At 73.8% G+C, this 20118-nt stretch carries 19 protein-coding genes and 1 riboswitch; of the genes, 8 read left to right on the top strand and 11 right to left on the bottom strand.

Going from position 1 to position 20118, the window contains the following annotated elements; all coding sequences use genetic code 11:
• Positions 1-167 precede the first annotated feature (167 nt).
• Both BLS70_RS00180 and BLS70_RS00175 read left to right on the top strand, forming a co-directional pair.
• Positions 168-1040: a tryptophan 2,3-dioxygenase gene (locus BLS70_RS00180; protein ID WP_091763537.1), complete on the top strand. Its 873-nt coding sequence runs from the start codon at positions 168-170 to the stop codon at positions 1038-1040.
• 247 nt (positions 1041-1287) lie between these two features.
• Complete coding sequence (locus BLS70_RS00175) at positions 1288-2631, top strand: RNA polymerase sigma factor (protein ID WP_091763536.1); 1344 nt, start codon at positions 1288-1290, stop codon at positions 2629-2631.
• A gap of 74 nt (positions 2632-2705) precedes the next feature.
• Here BLS70_RS00175 and BLS70_RS00170 read toward each other — a convergent pair whose 3' ends face one another.
• The 3 genes from BLS70_RS00170 to BLS70_RS00160 form a co-directional block, all read right to left on the bottom strand.
• Positions 2706-3803, bottom strand: a complete 1098-nt coding sequence (locus BLS70_RS00170) for a hypothetical protein (protein ID WP_091763535.1) — start codon at positions 3801-3803, stop codon at positions 2706-2708.
• Complete coding sequence (locus BLS70_RS00165) at positions 3800-4294, bottom strand: SigE family RNA polymerase sigma factor (RefSeq protein ID WP_091763534.1); 495 nt, start codon at positions 4292-4294, stop codon at positions 3800-3802. The genes BLS70_RS00170 and BLS70_RS00165 overlap by 4 nt, the downstream gene beginning before the upstream one ends.
• A gap of 192 nt (positions 4295-4486) precedes the next feature.
• Positions 4487-6331, bottom strand: a complete 1845-nt coding sequence (locus BLS70_RS00160; RefSeq protein WP_091764050.1) for a phosphoenolpyruvate carboxykinase (GTP) — start codon at positions 6329-6331, stop codon at positions 4487-4489.
• 275 nt (positions 6332-6606) lie between these two features.
• Between BLS70_RS00160 and BLS70_RS00155 the strand changes: the two genes are divergently transcribed.
• The 3 genes from BLS70_RS00155 to BLS70_RS00145 all read left to right on the top strand — a co-directional run bounded on the left by BLS70_RS00155 (position 6607) and on the right by BLS70_RS00145 (position 9387).
• The gene (locus BLS70_RS00155; protein ID WP_218122207.1) at positions 6607-7455 is read left to right on the top strand and encodes an SGNH/GDSL hydrolase family protein; all 849 of its coding nucleotides are present in this window, start codon (positions 6607-6609) and stop codon (positions 7453-7455) included.
• 128 nt (positions 7456-7583) lie between these two features.
• Positions 7584-7746, top strand: a riboswitch (cyclic di-AMP (ydaO/yuaA leader).
• Between the two features lie 286 nt (positions 7747-8032).
• On the top strand, positions 8033-8935 hold the full coding sequence (locus tag BLS70_RS00150) for a VldE C-terminal domain-containing protein (protein ID WP_255362126.1): 903 nt from the start codon (positions 8033-8035) through the stop codon (positions 8933-8935).
• Positions 8936-9063: 128 nt separating this feature from the next.
• Positions 9064-9387: a hypothetical protein gene (locus BLS70_RS00145; RefSeq protein ID WP_091763532.1), complete on the top strand. Its 324-nt coding sequence runs from the start codon at positions 9064-9066 to the stop codon at positions 9385-9387.
• Positions 9388-9480: 93 nt separating this feature from the next.
• Here BLS70_RS00145 and BLS70_RS00140 read toward each other — a convergent pair whose 3' ends face one another.
• The 4 genes from BLS70_RS00140 to BLS70_RS00125 form a co-directional block, all read right to left on the bottom strand.
• The gene (locus tag BLS70_RS00140) at positions 9481-10452 is read right to left on the bottom strand and encodes an NADPH:quinone oxidoreductase family protein (RefSeq protein ID WP_091763531.1); all 972 of its coding nucleotides are present in this window, start codon (positions 10450-10452) and stop codon (positions 9481-9483) included.
• 77 nt (positions 10453-10529) lie between these two features.
• Positions 10530-11399, bottom strand: coding sequence for a siderophore-interacting protein (locus BLS70_RS00135; protein ID WP_091763530.1), 870 nt, complete (start codon positions 11397-11399; stop codon positions 10530-10532).
• A gap of 153 nt (positions 11400-11552) precedes the next feature.
• Positions 11553-11915, bottom strand: coding sequence for a DUF1330 domain-containing protein (locus tag BLS70_RS00130; RefSeq protein WP_091763529.1), 363 nt, complete (start codon positions 11913-11915; stop codon positions 11553-11555).
• A gap of 36 nt (positions 11916-11951) precedes the next feature.
• Positions 11952-12143 (bottom strand): hypothetical protein, encoded by a 192-nt coding sequence (locus BLS70_RS00125; RefSeq protein WP_091764048.1) that lies wholly within the window; start codon positions 12141-12143, stop codon positions 11952-11954.
• An 84-nt stretch (positions 12144-12227) separates the two neighbouring features.
• On the opposite strand from BLS70_RS00125, the gene BLS70_RS00120 reads away from it, so the two are divergent.
• A complete protein-coding gene (locus BLS70_RS00120; RefSeq protein ID WP_091763528.1) occupies positions 12228-13877 on the top strand; it encodes a bifunctional 3'-5' exonuclease/DNA polymerase in 1650 nt (549 codons plus the stop codon).
• 180 nt (positions 13878-14057) lie between these two features.
• The gene (locus tag BLS70_RS00115; RefSeq protein WP_091763527.1) at positions 14058-14882 is read left to right on the top strand and encodes a sulfite exporter TauE/SafE family protein; all 825 of its coding nucleotides are present in this window, start codon (positions 14058-14060) and stop codon (positions 14880-14882) included.
• A 7-nt stretch (positions 14883-14889) separates the two neighbouring features.
• On the opposite strand, the gene BLS70_RS00110 is transcribed toward BLS70_RS00115, so the two are convergent.
• The 4 genes from BLS70_RS00110 to BLS70_RS00095 form a co-directional block, all read right to left on the bottom strand.
• Complete coding sequence (locus tag BLS70_RS00110; protein ID WP_091763526.1) at positions 14890-15456, bottom strand: hemerythrin domain-containing protein; 567 nt, start codon at positions 15454-15456, stop codon at positions 14890-14892.
• Positions 15457-15568: 112 nt separating this feature from the next.
• A complete protein-coding gene (locus BLS70_RS00105) occupies positions 15569-15856 on the bottom strand; it encodes a YciI-like protein (protein ID WP_091764047.1) in 288 nt (95 codons plus the stop codon).
• Between the two features lie 58 nt (positions 15857-15914).
• Positions 15915-17759: a helicase-related protein gene (locus tag BLS70_RS00100; RefSeq protein WP_255362125.1), complete on the bottom strand. Its 1845-nt coding sequence runs from the start codon at positions 17757-17759 to the stop codon at positions 15915-15917.
• 325 nt (positions 17760-18084) lie between these two features.
• Positions 18085-19134, bottom strand: coding sequence for a zinc-binding dehydrogenase (locus tag BLS70_RS00095; protein WP_091763525.1), 1050 nt, complete (start codon positions 19132-19134; stop codon positions 18085-18087).
• A gap of 130 nt (positions 19135-19264) precedes the next feature.
• Here BLS70_RS00095 and BLS70_RS00090 point away from each other — a divergent pair, with 130 nt between their 5' ends.
• Positions 19265-20092, top strand: coding sequence for an acyl-CoA thioesterase (locus BLS70_RS00090; protein ID WP_255362124.1), 828 nt, complete (start codon positions 19265-19267; stop codon positions 20090-20092).
• Positions 20093-20118: the final 26 nt, after the last annotated feature.

The following is a 20118-nucleotide window of genomic DNA, read 5'->3' as shown; positions in this document are numbered from 1 at the left end:
TGAACACGAAGCCACCGCGGTGTGAGCTATGTCGCCTCCGGGGCGGCGGCGTCCCCGCGGGCCCGACGCGGAGGTGATTCCCCGGCGACGGCCCGCGCATGCCCGGCGTCGGCGTCCCCTTCCGGAGGAGGGGCGGCCCGCCGGGCCGGGAGGGCTAGCGTGCGGGCATGGCGACCGATCCCGACGACGACGACGGCCGCGCCGAGCGCGCGCTGGAGGAGTCCATCCGGACCGATCTGGCCCCCGACAGCAGCTACGGCGGCTACCTGGGCCTGGACCGGCTGCTCGGCGCGCAGCATCCCCGCAGCCGCCCCGAGCACCACGACGAGTTGCTCTTCATCGTCCAGCACCAGACCAGCGAGCTCTGGCTGAAGCTCGTGCTGCACGAGCTGATGGCAGCCCGGCGCTACCTCGCCGCGGACGGGCTCGACCAGGCGCTCAAGTGCCTGGCCCGGGTCAAGAACATCCAGCGCACGCTCACCGAGCAGTGGTCGGTGCTGGCCACGCTCACCCCGCGGGAGTACGCCGAGTTCCGCGGCGCCCTGGGCAACGCGTCGGGGTTCCAGTCGCACCAGTACCGGGCCGTGGAGTTCGTCCTCGGCAACAAGAACGGGGCGATGCTGCAGGTCTTCGAGGGCGAGCCCGCGGCCCGGCAGCTGCTGGCCGAGCTGCTGGAGGCGCCCACGCTCTACGACGAGTTCCTGCGGCTGCTGGGCCGCACCGGCCTGGACGTCCCCGAGAGCGTGCTCAGCCGCGACGTCCGCGAGCCGTGGCGGTTCGAGGCCGGGCTCGTGCCGGTCTTCCGGCGCATCTACGAGTCCACCGAGACCCCCTGGGGCGTGTACGAGGCGTGCGAGAGCCTCGTCGACATCGAGGACAACTTCCAGCTGTGGCGGTTCCGGCACCTGCTCACAGTGCAGCGGACCATCGGGGCGAAGACCGGGACCGGTGGTTCGTCAGGCGTGGGGTTCCTGAGGCGTGCGCTGGACCTCACGTTCTTCCCCGAGCTGTACGCCGTCCGGACGGAGATCGGCACCTGACCAGGGCGGTCGGGGGCGCCGTCACCCCACCCCGACGGGTCGGCTCCGCGGACGGGTTCCAGCACCGGCGGACGGCGAGGGCTAAAATGGCATGTCGTCCCCGGGAACGCGCCGAACAGGCCGGTCCCGCCGGACATCCGCTCTCCATCCTCAGCGCGTGCCCGGCTCCCCGTCGTGCACGTGCCGGCCTCTCCGCAAGGACTGCAGGTTCTCGCGACGCCGTCCGATCCCGTCACGAGAGGCGACGATGACCGCGACCGACATCGCCCAGCCGGCCCCGAACGTTACGGACGAAATCATTCCCACACCCCAGGCCGCGACCGAGACACCGGCCGCCGCCACGCCCGCCGCCAAGACCAAGGCCGCCGCGAAGCCGAAGGCCGCTGCCAAGCCCAGGGCAGCCGCCAAGCCCAAGGCGGCCGCCAAGCCCAAGGCAGCCGCCAAGGCCGAGCCCGCCCCCCTCGTGGACGACGCAGCGGCGATCGCCGACGACGTCGTCGATCCGGCTGTCGAAGGCGAGACCGTCACCATCGCCCCCGCGGGCGTCGAGGAGGACGACGACACCGACGCCCCCGAGGCCGAGGGCGACGCCGCCGCACCGGGCTTCGTGTGGGAGGACGAGGAGGAGTCCCTCGCCCTGCGCAAGGCGCGCAAGGACGCCGAGATGACGGCCTCCACCGACGCCGTCCGCGCCTACCTCAAGCTCATCGGCCGCGTGAAGCTGCTGACCGCCGAGGAGGAGGTCGACCTCGCCAAGCGGATCGAGGCCGGTCTCTACGCCAGCCACAAGCTCGCCGACGCCGCCGCCGCGGGGGAGACGCTGCCGATCACCCGCCGCCGCGAGCTCACCTGGGTGACCCGGGACGGCGAGCGCGCCAAGGACCACCTGCTGGAGGCCAACCTCCGCCTCGTCGTCTCGCTGGCCAAGCGCTACACCGGCCGCGGCATGGCGTTCCTGGACCTGATCCAGGAAGGGAACATGGGCCTGATCCGTGCGGTCGAGAAGTTCGACTACACCAAGGGCTTCAAGTTCTCGACCTACGCGACGTGGTGGATCCGCCAGGCGATCACCCGCGCGATGGCCGACCAGGCGCGCACGATCCGCATCCCGGTGCACATGGTCGAGGTCATCAACAAGCTCGGCCGCATACAGCGTGAGATGTCGCAGTCCCTCGGCCGCGAGCCCACGCCGGAGGAGCTGGCCAAGGAGCTGGACCTCACCCCGGAGAAGGTGCTGGAGATCCAGCAGTACGCCCGGGAACCGATCAGCCTCGACCAGACCATCGGCGACGAGGGCGACAGCCAGCTCGGCGACTTCATCGAGGACTCCGAGGCCGTCGTCGCCGTCGACGCGGTGAGCTTCGGCCTGATGCAGGACCAGCTGCTGAGCGTGCTGCAGACGCTGTCCGAGCGCGAGGCCGGCGTCGTCCGCCTGCGCTTCGGCCTCACCGACGGCCAGCCGCGCACCCTGGACGAGATCGGCCGCGTCTACGGGGTCACCCGCGAGCGCATCCGGCAGATCGAGTCCAAGACGATGAGCAAGCTGCGCCACCCCAGCCGCTCCCAGGTGCTGCGCGACTACCTGGACTAGAAGACCGATCGAACCACGAAGGCCCCGACCCACCCGGTCGGGGCCTTCGCCGTTCCTCGCGCCGGTCCGTGCCGTCAGTCCGTGGCGGCAGCCCATTCCGTGGCGGTGGCCTCGTCGTAGTAGCGCGTGAAGCCGCAGCTCTGGGCGATGAGCCCACGCCCCGCGACGTCGCTCAGCCTGCCGGCGACGAGGAGGCGGGTGCCGATGGTGTAGGTCTCGATGGAGTCGCCCTCCGGCGTCGTCAGGTAGGGCGACTCCATGTGCAGCGTCACCGTCTCGCCGGGTCCGCCCCGGTACCAGCCGTGCACCTGGAACGTGACCGAGAAGTAGCCGTCGGCCTCGGTCTCTCCCGGCAGCCGGGGGAAGCGCTGCTCGCCGATCTCGATGACGGTGCCGTCCAGTGCGACGTCCTGCTGACCCACGAGGGCGGGTGAGTACCCGGTGCAGCTCTCGGCGCCGGTGGCCGGCAGAGGACCCGTCGGCAGCTCGCCGGCGACGACGGCGGCCCACTCGGCTGCGGTGGCCTCGTCGTGGTAGCGGGTGGCGCCGCAGGAGAAGCCGAAGTAGGCCTCGTCCCCGTCCACGGTCATCGCACCCGAGGCCCGCTCGGTGGAGGTGAGCAGCCCGGACACGAGCAGGCGGGTACCGACCCCGTAGGACTTCACGTCGGAGGTCTGGGAGCCGATGTCCGGAGGGTCGAGGAGGACGTCCACCGTCCCGCCGGAGCCACCGTGGTACCAGGTGTGCACCCGGAACCGCACGGTCGCGTACTGGCGGGGCATCTCCGGGCCCAGGTCGGGGCCCGGCTCGATCTCCGCGACGGTGCCGTCGAGAGCGAAGGCGCCCTCGCGGGTCAGGTCGGCAGAGAGCCCGACGGTCGAGTACCCGCCGGCGCAGTCCGCGGCGGCGTCACCGGCGAGCGCCCCGACGCCCGTGGGAGCCGCCGCGTCCGAATCGGCGGAGCCCGCGGCGCCTCCGGGGTCCCATGCTGCGACGGTCCCGCCTCCGACGACCACCACAGCGGCGATCAGTCCTGCCGCCGCGGCCGCCCGCGCGCGACGACGGCGCCGTGCCGTGTGCAGGGCGAGAGCGGTGAGGCCACTCGCGTCGGGCGCGCCCGCGGCGTCGGCGGCGAAGAGCTCGCGCAGCTGGCGTTCGGTCGGGTCGGTCATGGCGCCTCCTGGACGGTGTCGACGACGGCGGTGGCGCGGAGACCGGCCAGCGCGCGGGAGGCGGTCGCCCGCACCGAGCTGGCGCTGACCCCCATCGCCTCGGCGATCGCGGCGTCGTCGAGGTCGGCGTAGTAGCGCAGCACCAGGACCGTCCGGGCCCGTGGCGCCAGATCGGCCAGCAGCGTGCGCATCTGCTCCCGGGCCGCGAGGGCGTCACCGGGTGCGGCTGCCGTGTCCACCGACGTGTCGGCCAGCTCGGTGGGGCGCTCGGTGCTCGACCGGCGGCGTCGCCAGCTCAGGTGTGCGTTCACGAGCATCCGCCGGACGTAGGCCGCGGGATCCTGCGCCGCCGTCACTCTTCGCCAGTGCCGGTAGGCGTCGGCGAGCGCCGTCTGGGTCAGGTCCTCGGCGAGGTGCCGGTCCGCGGTCAGGACGAACGCCAGCCGCAGCAGGGGAGCCCCCTGTGCCGCCACGAACTGCTCGAACGTCACGCCCTGCTCCTGTCTGTGGTCTCCACCCGTCCAGACGCATCGGGGGCTCCCGGATGCTGCACGCGGCGGGAGCGGATCCTTCCGGGTGCGGCGGCAGCGGTGCCGGCAGGCGCGCGCCGGAGAGACGACGAAGGCCCCGACCGTGCGGTCGGGGCCTTCGTCGTCGTCAGCGGGGGAGCAGCCCCCTGCGGATCACTTCGCCTCGGCGTCCAGTGCGTCGGAGACGCGTCGGTGGGCCGCCCAGATCTCCTCGGGCATGTCGCGGAACAGCGAGAGGTGCTGCTCGCGGTGCGCCATCTCCTGCTGCCAGCGCGGGACGTCGATCGACAGGATCGTCTCCAGGTCGTCCGGGCGGAGGTCCTCCATGCCCTCGAGCTGCAGCTCCTCCTTGGTCGGCACGATGCCCACCGGCGTCCGGCGTCCGGTGACCTCGCCGTTGCGCAGCTGCATGAGCCACAGCAGCGGGCGCAGGTTGTCCCGGTACCCCGGCCACAGGAAGCGGCCGTCCTCGCCCCGCTGGAACCAGTTCACGTGGGCGAAGACCGGCTGGTCCTTCGCGGCGCCGATGATCTTCATCCAGTGCGCGGCGTACGCGCCTTCGGAGTAGGCCATGAACGGGCGCATCGACATCGGGTCGTACCGCAGCACGCCCTCGGTGCCCTCGGCGGCGAAGGTCGCCTCCGCGCCCAGGGTGAGGCCGTCGTAGACGCCCTCGGCGAGGTCGGTGATCGCGCGGACCAGCGGCTCGCGGTCCCGGGTGCGCCCACCGAAGATGATCGCGTCGACCGGCACGCCCTTCGGGTTCTCGTAGTCCGGCGCGATGTTCGGGATGTTGGCCAGCGTCGTGGTGAAGCGGCTGTTCGGGTGCGCCCAGGGAGCGTCCTTCTCGTCCTCGGAGCGCTCCGAGATCAGCTCGCCCTTCCAGTCGCGCCAGCCGGTGACGTCGGCGGGCCGGTTCTTGGTCTTGCCCTCCCACCAGACATCCTGCGTCTGCTCGTTGTAGGCGACGTTGGTGAAGATCGTCCCGGTGCCCTCGGCGATCGCTTCGACCGCGGTGGGGTTGGTGACCTCGTTGGTGTCCTTGGCGACGCCGAAGGCCCCGTACTCGGGGTTGATCGCGTAGACGCGGCCGTCCTCCTCGTCCACCCACAGCCAGGCGATGTCGTCGCCGTAGAAGTGCACCTGGTAGCGGTCACCGAGGGCGTCGGGCGCCAGGATCATGGCCAGGTTCGTCTTGCCCGACGCGCTCGGCATGCCACCGCAGATGTGGTACGTGCGGCCGGTCTGCTTGTCGTCGATGCCCAGCAGCAGGAACTGCTCGGCGAGGAACTTGCCCGAGGCCCAGCCGTCGTAGGTCGCCTGGCGCAGGCCGTGGGCGATCTTGCCCAGCAGCGCGTTGCCGCCGTAGGACGAGCCGTAGTGGAGGATCGTGCGCTCGTCGGCGATGGTGACGAAGTAGCGCTGGTCGTCGGCGGTGCCCTGGCCCAGGTTGTCCAGGTCGCCGGTGACGTGCACGCCGCGGACGAAGTAGTCCTGGTCGGCGAGCTCGTTGACGTACTGCACGCCCACCCGCGCCATGCGGATCATGTGCAGCACCACCGTGCGCGTGTCGGTGAGCTCGACGCCCGTGGCGAAGGCCTGCAGCGGGGACCCGGGCGGGGCCATCACGTAGGGGACGACGTACATCGTCTTGCCCGCGGACTTGCCGGCCATCCGCTCCTCGAGCATCGGGCGCATCTCCGACGCCGGGCGCCAGTTGTTGTACTCGCCCTTGTCGTCGGGGTTGTTCGTCGCGACGACCGTGCGCTCCTCGGAGCGCGCCGTGTCCTTGGGATGACTCCGGGAGTAGTAGCGCCCCTCGCCCGCAGGGAGGAGCTCACCCGCGTCCAGTGCCTCCTGGACCAGGCGGGCGTCGTCGGAGGCGTTGATGACCTCGACGCGCTCCGCGCCGGTGTGCTGCGCCCAGTGCTTCACGTAGGACCGGACGGCTTCGTTCGTCAGTCCCGCTTCGTCCAGTACCGCGTCAATGGCAGTCACGAGGATCCTCTCCATCCGCTACGACCCACCTTCTCGTCCCGGGCACGATCCAGCCACCGCGCCACTCTTCGAGGGAGTGGTGTGGACCCTTGATCGGGAATAGTCCGGTGATGGTGTCAGGCGTGTTAACGCCGATGTACGGCGGGAGGCCTCCGGACCGATCCCGGCCATCCGGAAGGAGTACGTCCCACGCTCACCGGTGTGACGCGCGTAACCGTCCGCCGCGTTGGTCGTTGCACCCGTCGGCATCCCCCCGCGACGTCTGGAGTCCCCTCGTGCGCCGTCTCGCCGCCTGCCTGCTGGCCGTGTTCACGACCCTCGTGGTCGTCGCACCTCCGTCCCAGGCGACCGGCCCGGTCCGGTACGTGGCGCTCGGGGACTCCTACAGCGCCGCCTCCGGTGTCCTGCCGCCCGACCTCACCGCACCTCCGCAGTGCCTGCGCTCGACCGCCAACTACCCGCACGTCATCGCCGCGGCCACCGGCGCGCAGCTCACCGACGTGACCTGCGGGGGAGCGGACACCGGCGACTACCTGGCCGGCCAGTACCCGGGTGTGGCGCCGCAGCTGGACGCGGTCACCCGCGACACGCAGGTGGTCACGATGACGATCGGCGGCAACGACAGCGGCGTCTTCATCAACTCGATCCTCCGGTGCGGGGCGGCCGGGCTGACGACGCTCGGCAAGGGCAGCCCCTGCCGCGACCAGTACGGCTCGTCCTTCCAGGACACCATCCGGACGACGACGTACCCCTCGCTGGTCCGGGTGCTCAAGGCGGTGCGGGCCAAGGCGCCGCACGCGGAGGTCGCGATCCTGGGCTATCCCTCCATCCTCCCGGCCACCCGCGGCTGCTTCCCGCTGATGCCGGTCGCCGAGGGCGACGTCCCCTACCTGCGCGGCGTCCAGGCGACGCTGAACGACGCGATCCGCCGCGCGGCGAGGGCGACGGGTGTGACCTTCGTCGACCTGAGCCGGGTGTCGGAGGGCCACGACGCGTGCCAGCCGATCGGCGTCCGGTGGGTCGAGCCGGTCCTGGTGGGCACCAACCCGGTGATCGTCCACCCGAACGCCCTGGGTGAGGCCCAGATGGCGGCCCAGGCCATGAAGGTCATGCGGCGCCTCTGAGCTCCGCGACGCCCTGCACGACGGCGGCGTGTCCCCGGCGGGACACGCCGTCGCCGTTTGTCACGAAACCGTAACGCTGGTTACCGTGGTCGAGTCCGCCGGCCGACACGTCCCCACCCGGGGAGACCGGACGGACGCCGCTGAGTCGCCCTCGTCCCTCTGGGACGCGGGCGAGCCGGGGACCCACCGCACCACCGGGGTGAGTCCCGGACCGGACACCGCTCCGGCCGGGTAGGGCACTTCTGAGCCCGAATCCGTCAGCTAACTCGGTAAGCGGTATCGGAAGAACGGAGAGCCGCCGGATGGCGCGCCCCTGCACCACCGCACGACCCCGGACCACCCGCCACCACCAGCCCCGGGTCCGCCCGCACAGCTGAGCGCTCCTGCCGCTCCCTGCCGGCGCCGTCCTCCGACGGCGTCCCGGCGCGCCCTCGGGCACCGCACCGGCCTCGGCCGGCCGCCGTCCCGCGCGTCCTGGCCACCGGGGAGCCGCAGCCCACGCAGACCGCACACCCGTCGCAGCCCTCGTCGTCCTTGGTCGGACGCCGCTGCACGCACCCCCGGAGCACCCGCACACATGCACCCCCGCACTCTCGTCACCGCCCTCCGCCGCCGACCCCGGTCCGACCGGCGTCCCCCGGCCGCCGTCCGCCGGCCCGCCATCTACCTCGGTGTCGCCGCCTCCGGCGCCCTCGTGGTGAATCTCGTCGTCGGCACCGGTCCGGCCGCGCAGGCCGGGGCCGCCGGCACGGAGTCGGTCAGCGTCGCCCGCCAGCTCGGCCTGGAGGAGGTCCCCGAGGCGGCCGACGTCACCCGCGACCTCGGGTCGCTGAGCGACCTCGCTGCCTCCCGCAGCAGTCGCGAGGACGCCCGGGCCGCCGCCCAGTTCGCGCAGGCGGCCGCCGACCAGGCGGTCATCGACCGGCAGCGTGCCGAGGCCGAGGCCGCCGCCCGCAAGGCAGCCGAGGAAGCCGCCGCCCGGCAGGCCGCCGAGCGGGCCGCCGCCCAGGCGGCGGCGGCGGCGGCGAAGGCGGCCGCGCCGAGGACCGCTCCGGCACCGTCGGCGAAGGCCCCGGCCGCCGGCCTGGCGGAGGCCGCCCGTTCGGTGGCAGCCACCGTGCGCGCCCGGATCAGCAACACCGCCGGGGCCATCAACCCTCGGGCGCAGGCGGCCGCGGACGCCGTCGTCAGCAACGTCCCGGGGGCGGCCTCGATCACCCTCGGCGGCACCCGCGCCAGCGCCGCCGACCCGGGCGGGCACCCCTCCGGCCTGGCGGTGGACTACATGGTGATGTCGAACGGCGCGCTCGGCGATGCCATCGTGGCGTACCACGTGGCGAACTGGAACGCGCTCGGCGTCGACTACATCATCTGGAAGCAGCGGATGCTCAGCTCTCCCGGCGGGTCCTGGAAGCAGATGGAGAACCGGGGCAGCGCGACGGCGAACCACATGGACCACCCGCACGTGAACTACCGCTGACGCGGCCCCGGCGCCGTCGGACGGCGGCGGCGGGCCCGTCCCGGGGCGGCACTAGTGTCGACAGCTCCGGGCGGCGCCGCTCCACCGCTGCCGTACCGACCACCGAGCCCGACCTGGAGGAACCCGCCGTGTCGACCACCGGTCGTGGACGCGGGAACGACGAGGACGAGTCGCCCGCGGCTCCGCCCATCCCGTCCTTCGCGTCGCTGCGCGCGCCGCGCCGTACCCACGGGGCGCTGGACCTGCTCCTCCCGCCCGCGGACGACGAGCAGGGTCCGCTCCCGCCGGTGCCTCCGCCTGTGCGTGAGGTCCCGCCAGTGGTGGCACCGCGGCCGGCGGAGTGGCCCGACCTCCTGTGGTTCGGGGTCCGCATGGCCTCCGCGGCGCTGCGCCTGCCCGGCGTGCTGGTGCGCGAACCCGCGCGCCGGCTGCGGCGACTCCTGGGGGAGTAGCGCCGCAGCCGGTCGCGCGGAGCGGTCGGTCGCGCGGAGCGGTCGGTCGGGTGGAGCGGTCGGTCGGGCGGAGCGGTCGGTCGGGTGGCGCGGTCAGCCGCGGATGCGGAGCAGCACCTTGCCCGCGGCCCGGCGCTCGTCGAGCTCGGTGACCGCCTCGACGACGTCCTCGAGCGGGTGCACGGTGCCCAGCACCGGGTCCAGCGCGCCGCGCTCGAGCAGGGGGTAGAGCTCCTGCCACTGCTCCTGTGGGAAGCCGGGCGCGCCGCCGACCCAGAAGGCGCCCCAGCCGACACCGACGACGGAGACGTTGTTGAGCAGCAGCCGGTTCACCTTCACCGTGGGGATCTCGCCGCCGGTGAAGCCGAGCACCAGGATCCGGCCCTCGCGGCCCAGGCTGCGCAGCGAGTCGGTGAAGCGGTCCCCTCCGACCGGGTCGACGACGACGTCGACGCCCTTCCCACCCGTCAGCTCCTTGACCGCGTCGCGGAAGCCGTCGGCGGGCACGATCTCGTCGGCGCCGGCGGCGCGGGCCACCTCGCCCTTGGCGTCGCTGGACACGACCGCCAGCACGCGGGCGCCGTAGGCCTTGGCCAGCTGGACGGCCGCCGTCCCCAGACCGCCGGCGGCGCCGTGCACCAGCACCGACTCGCCCTCCTGCAGCTTGCCGCGGCGGCGCAGCGCGAAGTGCATCGTCAGGTAGTTCATCGGCAGGGCGGCGCCCTGCTCGAAGCTCATCCGGTCCGGCAGCGGGAACACCATCGACGGCGCGGCGGCGACGACCTCGGCGAAGCCGCCCAGCGACGGGAAGGCCGCGACGCGCTGGCCCGCGGAGACCCCGCTGCCCTCGGGCGCGGAGCGGACCACGCCGGCCGCCTCGCTGCCCGGGACGAACGGCAGCGGAGGCTTCATCTGGTACTCGCCTCGGCTCTGCAGCACCTCGGGGTAGGTGACCCCGGCGGCGTGCACCTCGATGAGGACCTTGTCGCCGGCCTCGGGCTCGGGGACGTCGACGACCTGGATCGCCCGGGGGCCGTCGAGGGTGGAGATCTGGGCGGCGCGCACGGGTCCTCCTGCGGTAGGGGTCGGTGGCCTGCGAGCTTGTCAGACGCCCCGTGGCCACCGCCGCCCCGGCCCGCGCCTCAGGCCGGCGCCGGGGCCTCCTCCGCCTCGATCTGCGCGTTCCACTCCTGCTTGGTCGACTGCCAGCCGTCCTCGGTGTCGCCGCGCCGCCAGTAGCCGGAGATCGACGTCCACTCCGGCGCCAGGCCGTACAGCCCGCGCAGGTGCCGGCGCAGCTCGCGGACGGCGTAGGCCTCGCCGTGCACGAACAGGTGCCCGCGGCCGGCCGGGAGCTCGGCGGCGCGCACGGCTGCCACGAGGACCTCGCCGGGCGCGGCGTCCCCGCGGTGCAGCCAGCGCAGTTCGGTGCCCGGGGACAGCGCCAGGTCGGCCTGCTCCTCCTCCGGGCCGGACACCTCGACGAAGGCCAGCGCCCGCGTCCCCGCGGGGAGGCCGTCGAGGGTCGCGGCGATGGCGGGCAGTGCGGCCTCGTCACCGGCGAGCAGGTGCCAGTCGGCGTCCGGGTGCGGGCGGTAGGCGCCGCCCGGGCCCATGAACTGGATGCGGTCCCCGGGCTTCGCGGACGCCGCCCACGGCCCGGCCACGCCGGCGTCCCCGTGGTGGACGAAGTCGATGGTCAGCTCGCCGACCGCCGCGTCCCAGGCGCGCACCGTGTACGTGCGGGTGACCGGCCACTGCTCCGGCGGCAGCTGCGCACGCAGCTCGTCGACGTCGTAGGGCGCCTGGTAGGAGGCGCCGGCCGGGGGCAGCTGGAGCTTCACGTAGTGGTCGGTGAACTCCCCGGCCGGGAAGCCGGCGAGGCCCTCGCCACCCAGCACGACGCGGACCATGTGCGGCGTGATGCGCGAGGTGCGCAGCACCTCCGCCACGCGCGCCGTCCGCTTGCGGGCCGGGCGGCCGCCGGGGCCGCCCCGTCGTGCCTCGGTCATGCCAGTTCCTCCGGAACGCTCGTGGGTACGACGGCGGCGCGCTCCGCGCCGGGCCCGACGCCCTCTCCCCGCACCGTAGTCCGGATCCGGATCCGAAGTTAGGGTGCCCTCACCAAGGTGTTCCGGATCACGCGGGACCTTCGCCGAGCGACGTCACCAGGGGGTGGTCGCCTGCAGCACGGCCTCGGTGAGCGCGCGGGTGCGGAACGCGGTGACCTGCTGGTACTCCGGGTCGGCCACCATCCGGCTGAAGGCCTGGCGCGAGGGGTACCGGATCAGCAGCACGGCGTCCCAGTCCTGGCCGGCCTCGGCGACCAGCGCGGTGGAGCCCTCCCCGGCGTAGAGGATCTCGCCGCCGTACCGGGGGAGGAACGTCGTCCGGAGCGCCTCGGCGTACTGCTCGTAGGACTCCCGGCCGCCCTCGGCGTAGCGCAGCAGGTTGAGCATCACGACAGGACCGCCGGGGTCCTCCTGCAGGTAGCGCTTGAGGTCCGTGCCACGGGGATCGACAGCCATGCCGCACGCTAACCGGCTGCCGCCGGCGCGGTGCCCTCAGGTCCGCTGGAGCTGCCGCACCGCCTGGACGACGTAGACGACGGAGAGCACGAAGAAGGCGGCACCCACCGCTGCCCGGACCTGCTCGTCGGTGAACGGGGAGCGCTGCGCGACGGGGCCCGCCACGGCGTCGGCGACCTTGGCGCGCCAGCCCTGCAGGCCGGCCTTTCCGAGCGAGACGGCATCCATGGGAGCGCGGTACCCCGGCACCGTCGCGATCACCCGCAGGTGTCGGCGCGGCCGGCTGTCGCACCCGTCGAGGACACTGCCCGGGTGAACCGGATCGTCCTCGTGCGCCGCGGCGAGGACGCCGAGGTGCACGAGCCGGCCGGGACGGTCCGGGTACCGGCCGCTGACCTGCCGGCGTTTGTCGCGGAGCGGGAGGCCGGGCCGGATCCGGTCCGCTGGGTGTGGGACGACACCACCCGCTGGTACCCGGCGCTGCTGGCCTCCGGGGTGCGGATCGCGCGGTGCACCGACCTGCGCTTGTGCCACGCGATCCTGCGGCGCTCCCCGTCGGTCGACCAGGGCCTGCTCGCGGCCGCGGACACGGCGGGCTGGGACGCGCTGCAGCCGGTCACCGCCGTCGACCCGGGGCTCTTCCCGCTCGAGGACCCCGCGGACCGCCTCGACCCTCCCGCCGAGCACGAACGCCAGCAGGCGGCCCTGGCCGAGTCGGCCGAGCGGGGCCGGCTGGCCCTGCTCCTGGCGGCCGAGTCCTCCGGTGCGCTGGTGGCCGCGGAGATGACGCACACCGGGCTGCCGTGGCGGGCCGACGTCCACGACCGGCTGCTCGCGGAGCTGCTCGGGCCGCGCCCACCGGCCGGCCAGCGGCCGGCGGTCCTGGAGCGCCTGGCCGGCGAGCTGAGGACGGCGCTCGGCGCGCCCGGGCTCAACCCGGACTCGCCGGCCGACCTGCTGCGCGCGCTGCGGGGTGCCGGACTGCCCGTGCCGGACACCCGCTCCTGGACCCTCGAGCAGATCGACCACCCGGCCATGCCGCCGCTGCTGGAGTACCGCAAGCTCTCCCGCCTCCTGACGGCCAACGGCTGGGCCTGGCTGGACGCGTGGGTGCGCGAGGGCCGGTTCCGGTCGTGGTTCGTGCCGGGCGGCGTCGTCACCGGGCGGTGGGCGTCCAACGGCGGAGGAGCGCTGTCGATGCCCGTCCAGGTCCGGCCCGCCGCGATCGCCGACGAGGGGTGGCGCTTCGTCGTCGCCGACGTCGCCCAGCTCGAGCCGCGGGTGCTGGCCGGCATGAGCCGCGACACCGCCATGGCCGCCGCCGCACGGGGCACGGACCTCTACCAGGGGATCGTCGCGGCGGGGGTGGTCGCGACCCGCGCCGAGGCCAAGGTCGGGATGCTCGGCGCCCTGTACGGCGCGACCCGGGGGGAGAGCGGGCGCATGATGCCGCGGCTGACCCAGCGCTACCCGCACGCCATCGGGCTCGTGGAGGAGGCCGCGCGGGCGGGGGAGCGCGGAGAGGTGGTGCGCACCCTGCTGGGCCGCGGCTCGCCGGTGCCCGGCGCCGCGTGGTCGGACGGTCCCGCGGACCTCGGCGAGGCCCCGGACGACGAGGACGGCGGTTCGCGCCAGGACCGCGACCGGCAGCGGCGGTCCTGGGGCCGGTTCACCCGCAACTTCGTCGTCCAGGGGACCGCGGCCGAGTGGGCGCTGTGCTGGCTGGCCGACCTCCGCAACCGGCTGTGGGAGCTGGGGGAGGGGGAGCTGCACGAGCGCCCGCACCTGGTCTTCTTCCTGCACGACGAGGTCGTCGTGCACACGCCCGGGCACCTGGCGAGCGAGGTGGGGGAGGCGGTGCGGCAGGCCGCGGCCTCGGCGGGCCGGCTGCTGTTCGGGGAGTTCCCGGTCGACTTCCCGCTGGACGTCGACGTCGTCCGCTCCTGGGCCGACGCGGGCTGAGTCAGGACCTGGTGATCCCGCGCACGGTCTCGTCGTCGCGGGCGACCCGGCGCTTCGAGCACGAGGGGTTGAACCTGACCTCCACGCGGCCGGCCCAGGGCGGTGCGCGGGACCTCCGGGCGCCGTGGTGGAGTGGTCGGCGCTCCGGCCGGACGGGGACGGCCGGACGAGGGGAGTGGGATGACCGACGTGCTGGCGGTGGACCTCCTGCCGGACGGCCTGGGCGTCACGACGCTGCTCCTCGTGCTGCTGGCCGGCCTGACCGCGGGCTTCATCGACGCCGTCGTCGGCGGTGGCGGGCTGGTGCAGCTGCCTGCGCTGCTCCTGGTGCCCGGCATCAGCCCGGTGGAGGCGCTGGCGACGAACAAGCTGGGCTCGGTGTTCGGCACGACCACCAGCGCCGTCACGTACTACCGCCGGGTCCATCCCGACCTGCGCACCGCGCTGCCCATGGCGGCGATCGCCCTGGTGGGCAGTTTCTGCGGCGCCTCGATCGCCGCCCTGCTGCCCGCGAGCGTCTTCAAGCCGGTGATCGTGGTGGCGCTCATCGGCATCGGGGCGTTCACGGTGCTGCGGCCGGCTCTGGGCGACGTCACCGCGCTGCGGCACACCGGGCGCCGGCACCACGGGACGGCGGGCCTCATCGGCGCGGCCATCGGCTTCTACGACGGCATCCTCGGGCCGGGCACCGGCTCGTTCCTCGTCTTCGCGATGGTGTCGCTGCTGGGCTACGCGTTCCTCGAGGCCAGCGCGAAGGCGAAGATCGTCAACTGCGCCACCAACCTCGGGGCGCTGCTGTTCTTCGTACCGAACGGCTACGTCTACTGGGGCCTGGGCCTGCTGCTGGGTGCGGCCAACATGGTCGGCGGCTACCTGGGCGCCCGGACGGCCACCGCCCGCGGCAGCCGCTTCATCCGCGTCGCGTTCCTCGTCGTGGTCAGCGCGCTCGTCCTGCGTGTCGGTTGGGACGTCTGGCAGGAGAACGTGCGCCCGAACCTCGGCTGACCCGCGCTCACAGCGAGTTGGGGCGGCCCGTCAGCTTGTCGCGCAACCGGTCCACGAGCCCGACGCCGGGACCGAGGGTCTTGTGGAACAGCTCGCTGTGCGGGGCCAGGGGGTGGGGCCGGGTCGGCGCCGCCTTCATCGCGGCCTCGACCTTCGAGCCGATCTCGACCAGCTGCTCGCGGCCGAGGTGGGCGCGCAGCAACGGGAACTGCTCGCCCTCCTCGTCCTGCACGTGGTCGCGCATGACCTGCTCGAGCCGGCCGAGCGTCTCGAGGAAGCGCGCTTCGTCCGCGTCGAGGGACTCGAGCTCCTTCATGACCTCGACGAGCTCCTGGTGCTCCTCGATGTCGTGCTCCACCCGGGCGGCGCCGTCGGGCAGGTGGTCGCGCATCGCCGGGTAGACGTGCATCTCCTCGGCGATGGCGTGGCGCATCAGCTCGGCGATGATCATGTCGGACATGTCCCGGCGCTGGTCCGGCGCCGCCGCAGGGACCTTGCTGATCAGCGTCAGCACCTCGTGGTGATCGGTGGTGAGGATGTCGACGACGTCCCGGTCGCCCGTGCTCGTGGTCATCTCGCGTCCCTCTTCCCTCTGCGCCCCGTCGTGGGCGGCCACTACCCGAGCGGGGACCGCACCACGCGTGCGGAGTCCGGCACCGGTCGGAGGCAGGCGACGGGTGCGGCGGCTACCGCGGCGTGGCGGCACCGCCCACGACCACGTTCCACTCGCGGACGGTCCAGGCGCTCACCAGTCCGTGGCGGACGTAGGGGTCCTGCGCGGCGAAGCGCTCGACGACCTCCCGCGGCGCCGTCCAGACCAGCAGCGCGCGGTCGAATGGGTCGGGGAGCGCCCCGGCGAGCAGGAGCTCGCCCCGCTCGTGCGCCGCCCGCGCCAGCGCCAGGTGTTCGTCCCGCAGGGCCACGCGGCGCTGGAGGTAATCGGGGACGAGTGAGTACTCCAGCAGCAGGTGCATGCCGACATCGTGCGCCACGGCTCCGCGCGCTGCCGCCTGTCGGGAAAGGGCGCTGCGGTCAGCCCCGGCGGGAGCGTCCGCGCGGTCCGCCCTGACGGCCGCCGAGCGCCCGGCCCGCGGCCCGGCCGGCGGTGCGCTGTCCCCCCGCGGCCCGCTGGCCACCGGGACGGCGGTCGCGGTCACCCCCGGACCGGCCGGCGGGCGCACTGCAGGGACGGCAGGTGGTGAACCACGGTGCGATCGCGCTGCCGCAGCTCGTGCACTTGCCCGAGCGACCCAGGGCGATGGCGTCGGGGAGCAGCTCGGTGATCATCTCCGCGCACTCCTCCTCGACCCAGGCGGCGTCGTCGCTGTCCAGGCCGGCCACGCCGGGGAACTGGCGGAGCAGCGTCTGCGCGTCACGGGCCGCCGCGGCCGCCTGCTCGTACTCCTCGACGGAGCCCCCGCGGGGGACGTCGGGCAGCACCGTCTCCGGCTGCACGGGCAGGCCGACGGCGTGCTCCAGCGCCGCGCGGGCGAGCACCAGCCAGCGGGTGCGCCGCGGCGGGTTGTAGTCGATGGCCAGGTTGACCAGGCGCCAGACCGTCTGCAGGTCGCCGGCCGCACCGAGGGGGCCGCGCAGCAGCGGGAGCAGCGCGTGCACCCGCAGCACCAGGGTGGTGACGTCGTCGGCGGTCATCGCCTCGTCGCGGGTGGCGGCCCGCGCCCAGGCCATCCAGCGCACGAGCGCCTCGGGCAGGTCGACGGCCTCGAAGGCGCCGAGGTCCTCGAGCTCGGGCCGCAGCCGCGGCGCGCGCTTGGGCAGGTCGCTCATCTCGTCGCCCCGGGCGACGGCGGCGCCGTTCGCGACCAGCGCCCCGATCGGCTTGAGCCCGCTGACGCCGATGAGGATGCCGACGGAGCCGTGCCCGGTGAGCCCGTAGCGGCCGGCCCGCCCGGCGATCTGGGCGGCCTCCCAGGTGCGCAGGGGGCGCACCTCCTGGCCGTCGAACTTCGTCGTCTCGGCGAACAGCACGGTGGTGGCCGGCACGTTGATGCCGTGGCCGATCACGTCGGTGGTGACGAGCACGTCCAGCTCGCCGCTGGTGAACCGCTCGATGACCTCCCGACGGGTGGCCGGGGGCAGCGCGCCGTAGAGGACGCCGACCTTGCCGGGTCGGTGCTGGTCGAGCTCGGCGGCGGCGGCGTAGACGGCCTTGCGGGAGAACGCGACGACCAGGGTCTGCGGGCGGACGGCGTCGGTCCGGACCGGCGCGCGCAGCACGTCCAGCCGCGACAGCCGCTTGTGGTTGACGACCTCGACGTGCTCGGCGTCGGACACCAGCGGCTTGAGCACGAGGTAGGCCTCTGCGGCGGAGATGAGGTGCATCGTCCGGTACTCGCCGGTGAGCAACAGCCGCGCCCAGTGGTGGCCGCGGTCGGGGTCGGTGACCCAGTGCGCCTCGTCGAGGACGAGCATCTCGCCGCGCGGCGGCGCCTTCTCGACGGTGCAGCAGACGATGGGCGCGAAGGGGTCGATCTCCTCCTCGCCGGTCGACAGCCCTACCGAGCCCTCGGGCAGCAGGGCCGAGAGCTTCTCGTAGGCCTCGTGCGCCAGTTGGCGCAGCGGCGCGGCGTAGACACCGGAGCCGGCCGCGGCCAGGGCCTGCAGCGAGTCGTACGTCTTGCCGGAGTTGGTGGGGCCGAGGTGGAAGACCACGTCCTCGGGCCGGGTGGTGCGGGTCGGCAGCGCCGGCTCGGCGCCCTCGACCCAGCTCTGCTGCGCGAGCTTCTCGGCGCGGGCGGCGGCGCGGTCGGCGTCGCGGGTCGCGGTCTGGCGACCGGCGGAGCGCTCGCGACGGCGGGCCGTCTGGGGCAGGGGAGTTGCGGTGCGCGGCGGGGGAGTGGACTGGATCTCGGGCAAGCAGTGTCCTTCGGAAGGGCTCGTCTGGAGCGCGGGGTCGACGCCGTCTCAGGCGGACCGTCGCTTGGAGCAACAGCGGAAAAGGCGCGTTCATGCCCGGGGCCCCGTTCCCGGGCCCGCGCGGACGACCCCCATTGTCCACTGCGCGCGCCTCCGACCTGCGGCCGCACCGCCGGGTGGGGCCCGTGGGACGTGCCGGAGCGGCGGGGGTCACACCTGCGGAGGCGCAGCGCTGGTGCGCACCCGCCAGGTGCCGCGGAACGGCAGGGCGAGCGACACCACCCCGGGAGAGGGCGTGTCGGCCTCCTGCCGTTCCGCGGTGTCCTCAGGGCTGGACGAGGATGCGGATCGGGTTGCCTTCGCGCTCGTGCAGGCGGCGGATGCCCTCGCCGACGTCCTCGAGGGAGACCACGCCGCTGATCGAGCGGGAGAGGTCCAGCCGGCCGCTGGCCACCAGCTCGGCCAGGATCGCGATGTCGGTGCCCTGGTAGCCGAGGTGGCCGAGCGCCTGCTTGCGGGAGAGGCCGAAGCCGAGCGTCGACCCCAGCGAGGCCTCGTCCCCGCTCAGCCCCACGACGACGACCCGGCCACCGTTGGCGAGCATCGCCAGCCCCTGCTCGAAGGTGCTCTTCACGCCGACGGCGTCGAAGGCGACGTCGAGCATGCGGCCCTTCGTCGCCTCGGCGATCTTCGCCTGGAGGTCCGGATCGCGGGAGTCGAAGGCGAAGTCCGCCCCGATCTCCAGCGCCCGCTCGCGGACGGCCTCCTCGAGGTCGAGGGCGATGATCGGGTTGGCGCCGACCAGGCGGGCGAGCTGCACGATGTGGGTGCCCACGCCGCCCACGCCCCAGACCCCGACCGCCTCACCGATGCGCACCTGCCCGGTGTGCACGACGGCGCCGAAGGGCGTGGACACCGCGTCGGCGAGGATCGCGGCCTGGTCCATCGGCACGCCGTCGGGCACCTGGGTGAGGCCGAACGCCCCCGCGAGCGTGTACTCGGCCCACGCGCCGTCGTAGGCGAAGGCCATGAGCTGGATGTTCAGGCACTGCCCGACCGGCCCGCGCAGGCAGTTGGCGCACGTGCCGCACGGGCGCCCGGCGGCGGGGATCACCCGGTCGCCGACCGACCAGCCGGTCACGCCCTCACCGAGGGCGGCGATCGTGCCGGACGCCTCGTGGCCCTGGGTGATCACGTCGGGGGTCCCCATGCCGCCGAACACGCCGTCGATCAGGCTGAGGTCGGAGTGGCAGATGCCGCAGTAGGCGACCTTGATCAGCACCTGGCCAGGACCGGGCTCGGGGATGGGCACGTCCTCGACGGCCCACTGGCCCGTGGCCTTGTAGAAGCGCTGGGCACGCATCGTTCCTGTCATGGAGCACTGCCTCCTGTCGGCGGGAGCCGCCGGATGGTTCGGTCACGTCCCCCGAGGTGGTGACGTCGGTCGCACTCGGCCGACCGTATCGTCGCGGCGGCGCGATCCGACACCGACCGAGGAGAACCCAGTGCGAAGCGAGCCCGGTGGCGACACGGGAGAGTCCGAGCCGTCGGTGCTCGACGTCCTCGACCTCGAGGAGATCGATCGCGACCTCTACCGCAGCAGGCTGGTCTTCGCCGACCCGTTCCCGCTGTACGGCGGTCAGGTGGCCGCGCAGGCGCTTCTCGCCGCGGGGCTGACCGTGGGCCCGGGCCGGCTGCCGCACTCGCTGCACGGCTACTTCCTCCGCAGCGGGGACGCCGCCCGGCCGACGATCTTCCGCGTCGAGCGGGACCGCGACGGTGGCTCGTTCTCCGCCCGCCGCGTGGTCGCGGTGCAGGGCGGCGAGGTCATCTTCAGCATGGCCGCCTCCTTCCACGCCGGCGGTGAGGGCCCGGACATCCCGGTGCAGCAGATGCCCGACACCGACGGTCCCGAGGGGCTGAAGAGCTACGGCATGCCGCGGCTGTTCACGATGGAGAGCCGCCGGCCCGGGCAGGCCGATCCGGGGTGGCGGCTGCCGACGCGGTTCTGGGCGCGGACGACGGTGCCGCTGCCCGACGACCACCTGGTGCACGCCTGCGTGCTCACCTACCTGTCCGACATCGGTACCGGACTGGCCAACATGCCGCAGGACGAGGCGAGCCCCGGGCCGACCCTCGACCACGCCGTCTGGTTCCACCGGCACGCGCCGCTGGACGACTGGGTGCTCATGGACATGGAGCCGGGCACGGTCTCGGGTGGACGTGGTTGGTACACGGGTGCGATCTTCACCGCGGGCGGCACGCTGGCCGCCAGCTTCACGCAGGAGACCCTGTTCCGGGCGGGCAAGAACCCGTTCCGTCCCGGCAGCTGACCAGCCCCGTCCCTCCCGGAGGTCCC

It is taken from the genome of Blastococcus aurantiacus (assembly GCF_900102425.1).
Lineage (GTDB): Bacteria > Actinomycetota > Actinomycetes > Mycobacteriales > Geodermatophilaceae > Blastococcus > Blastococcus aurantiacus.
This window is presented reverse-complemented; position numbering and strand designations above follow the sequence as displayed.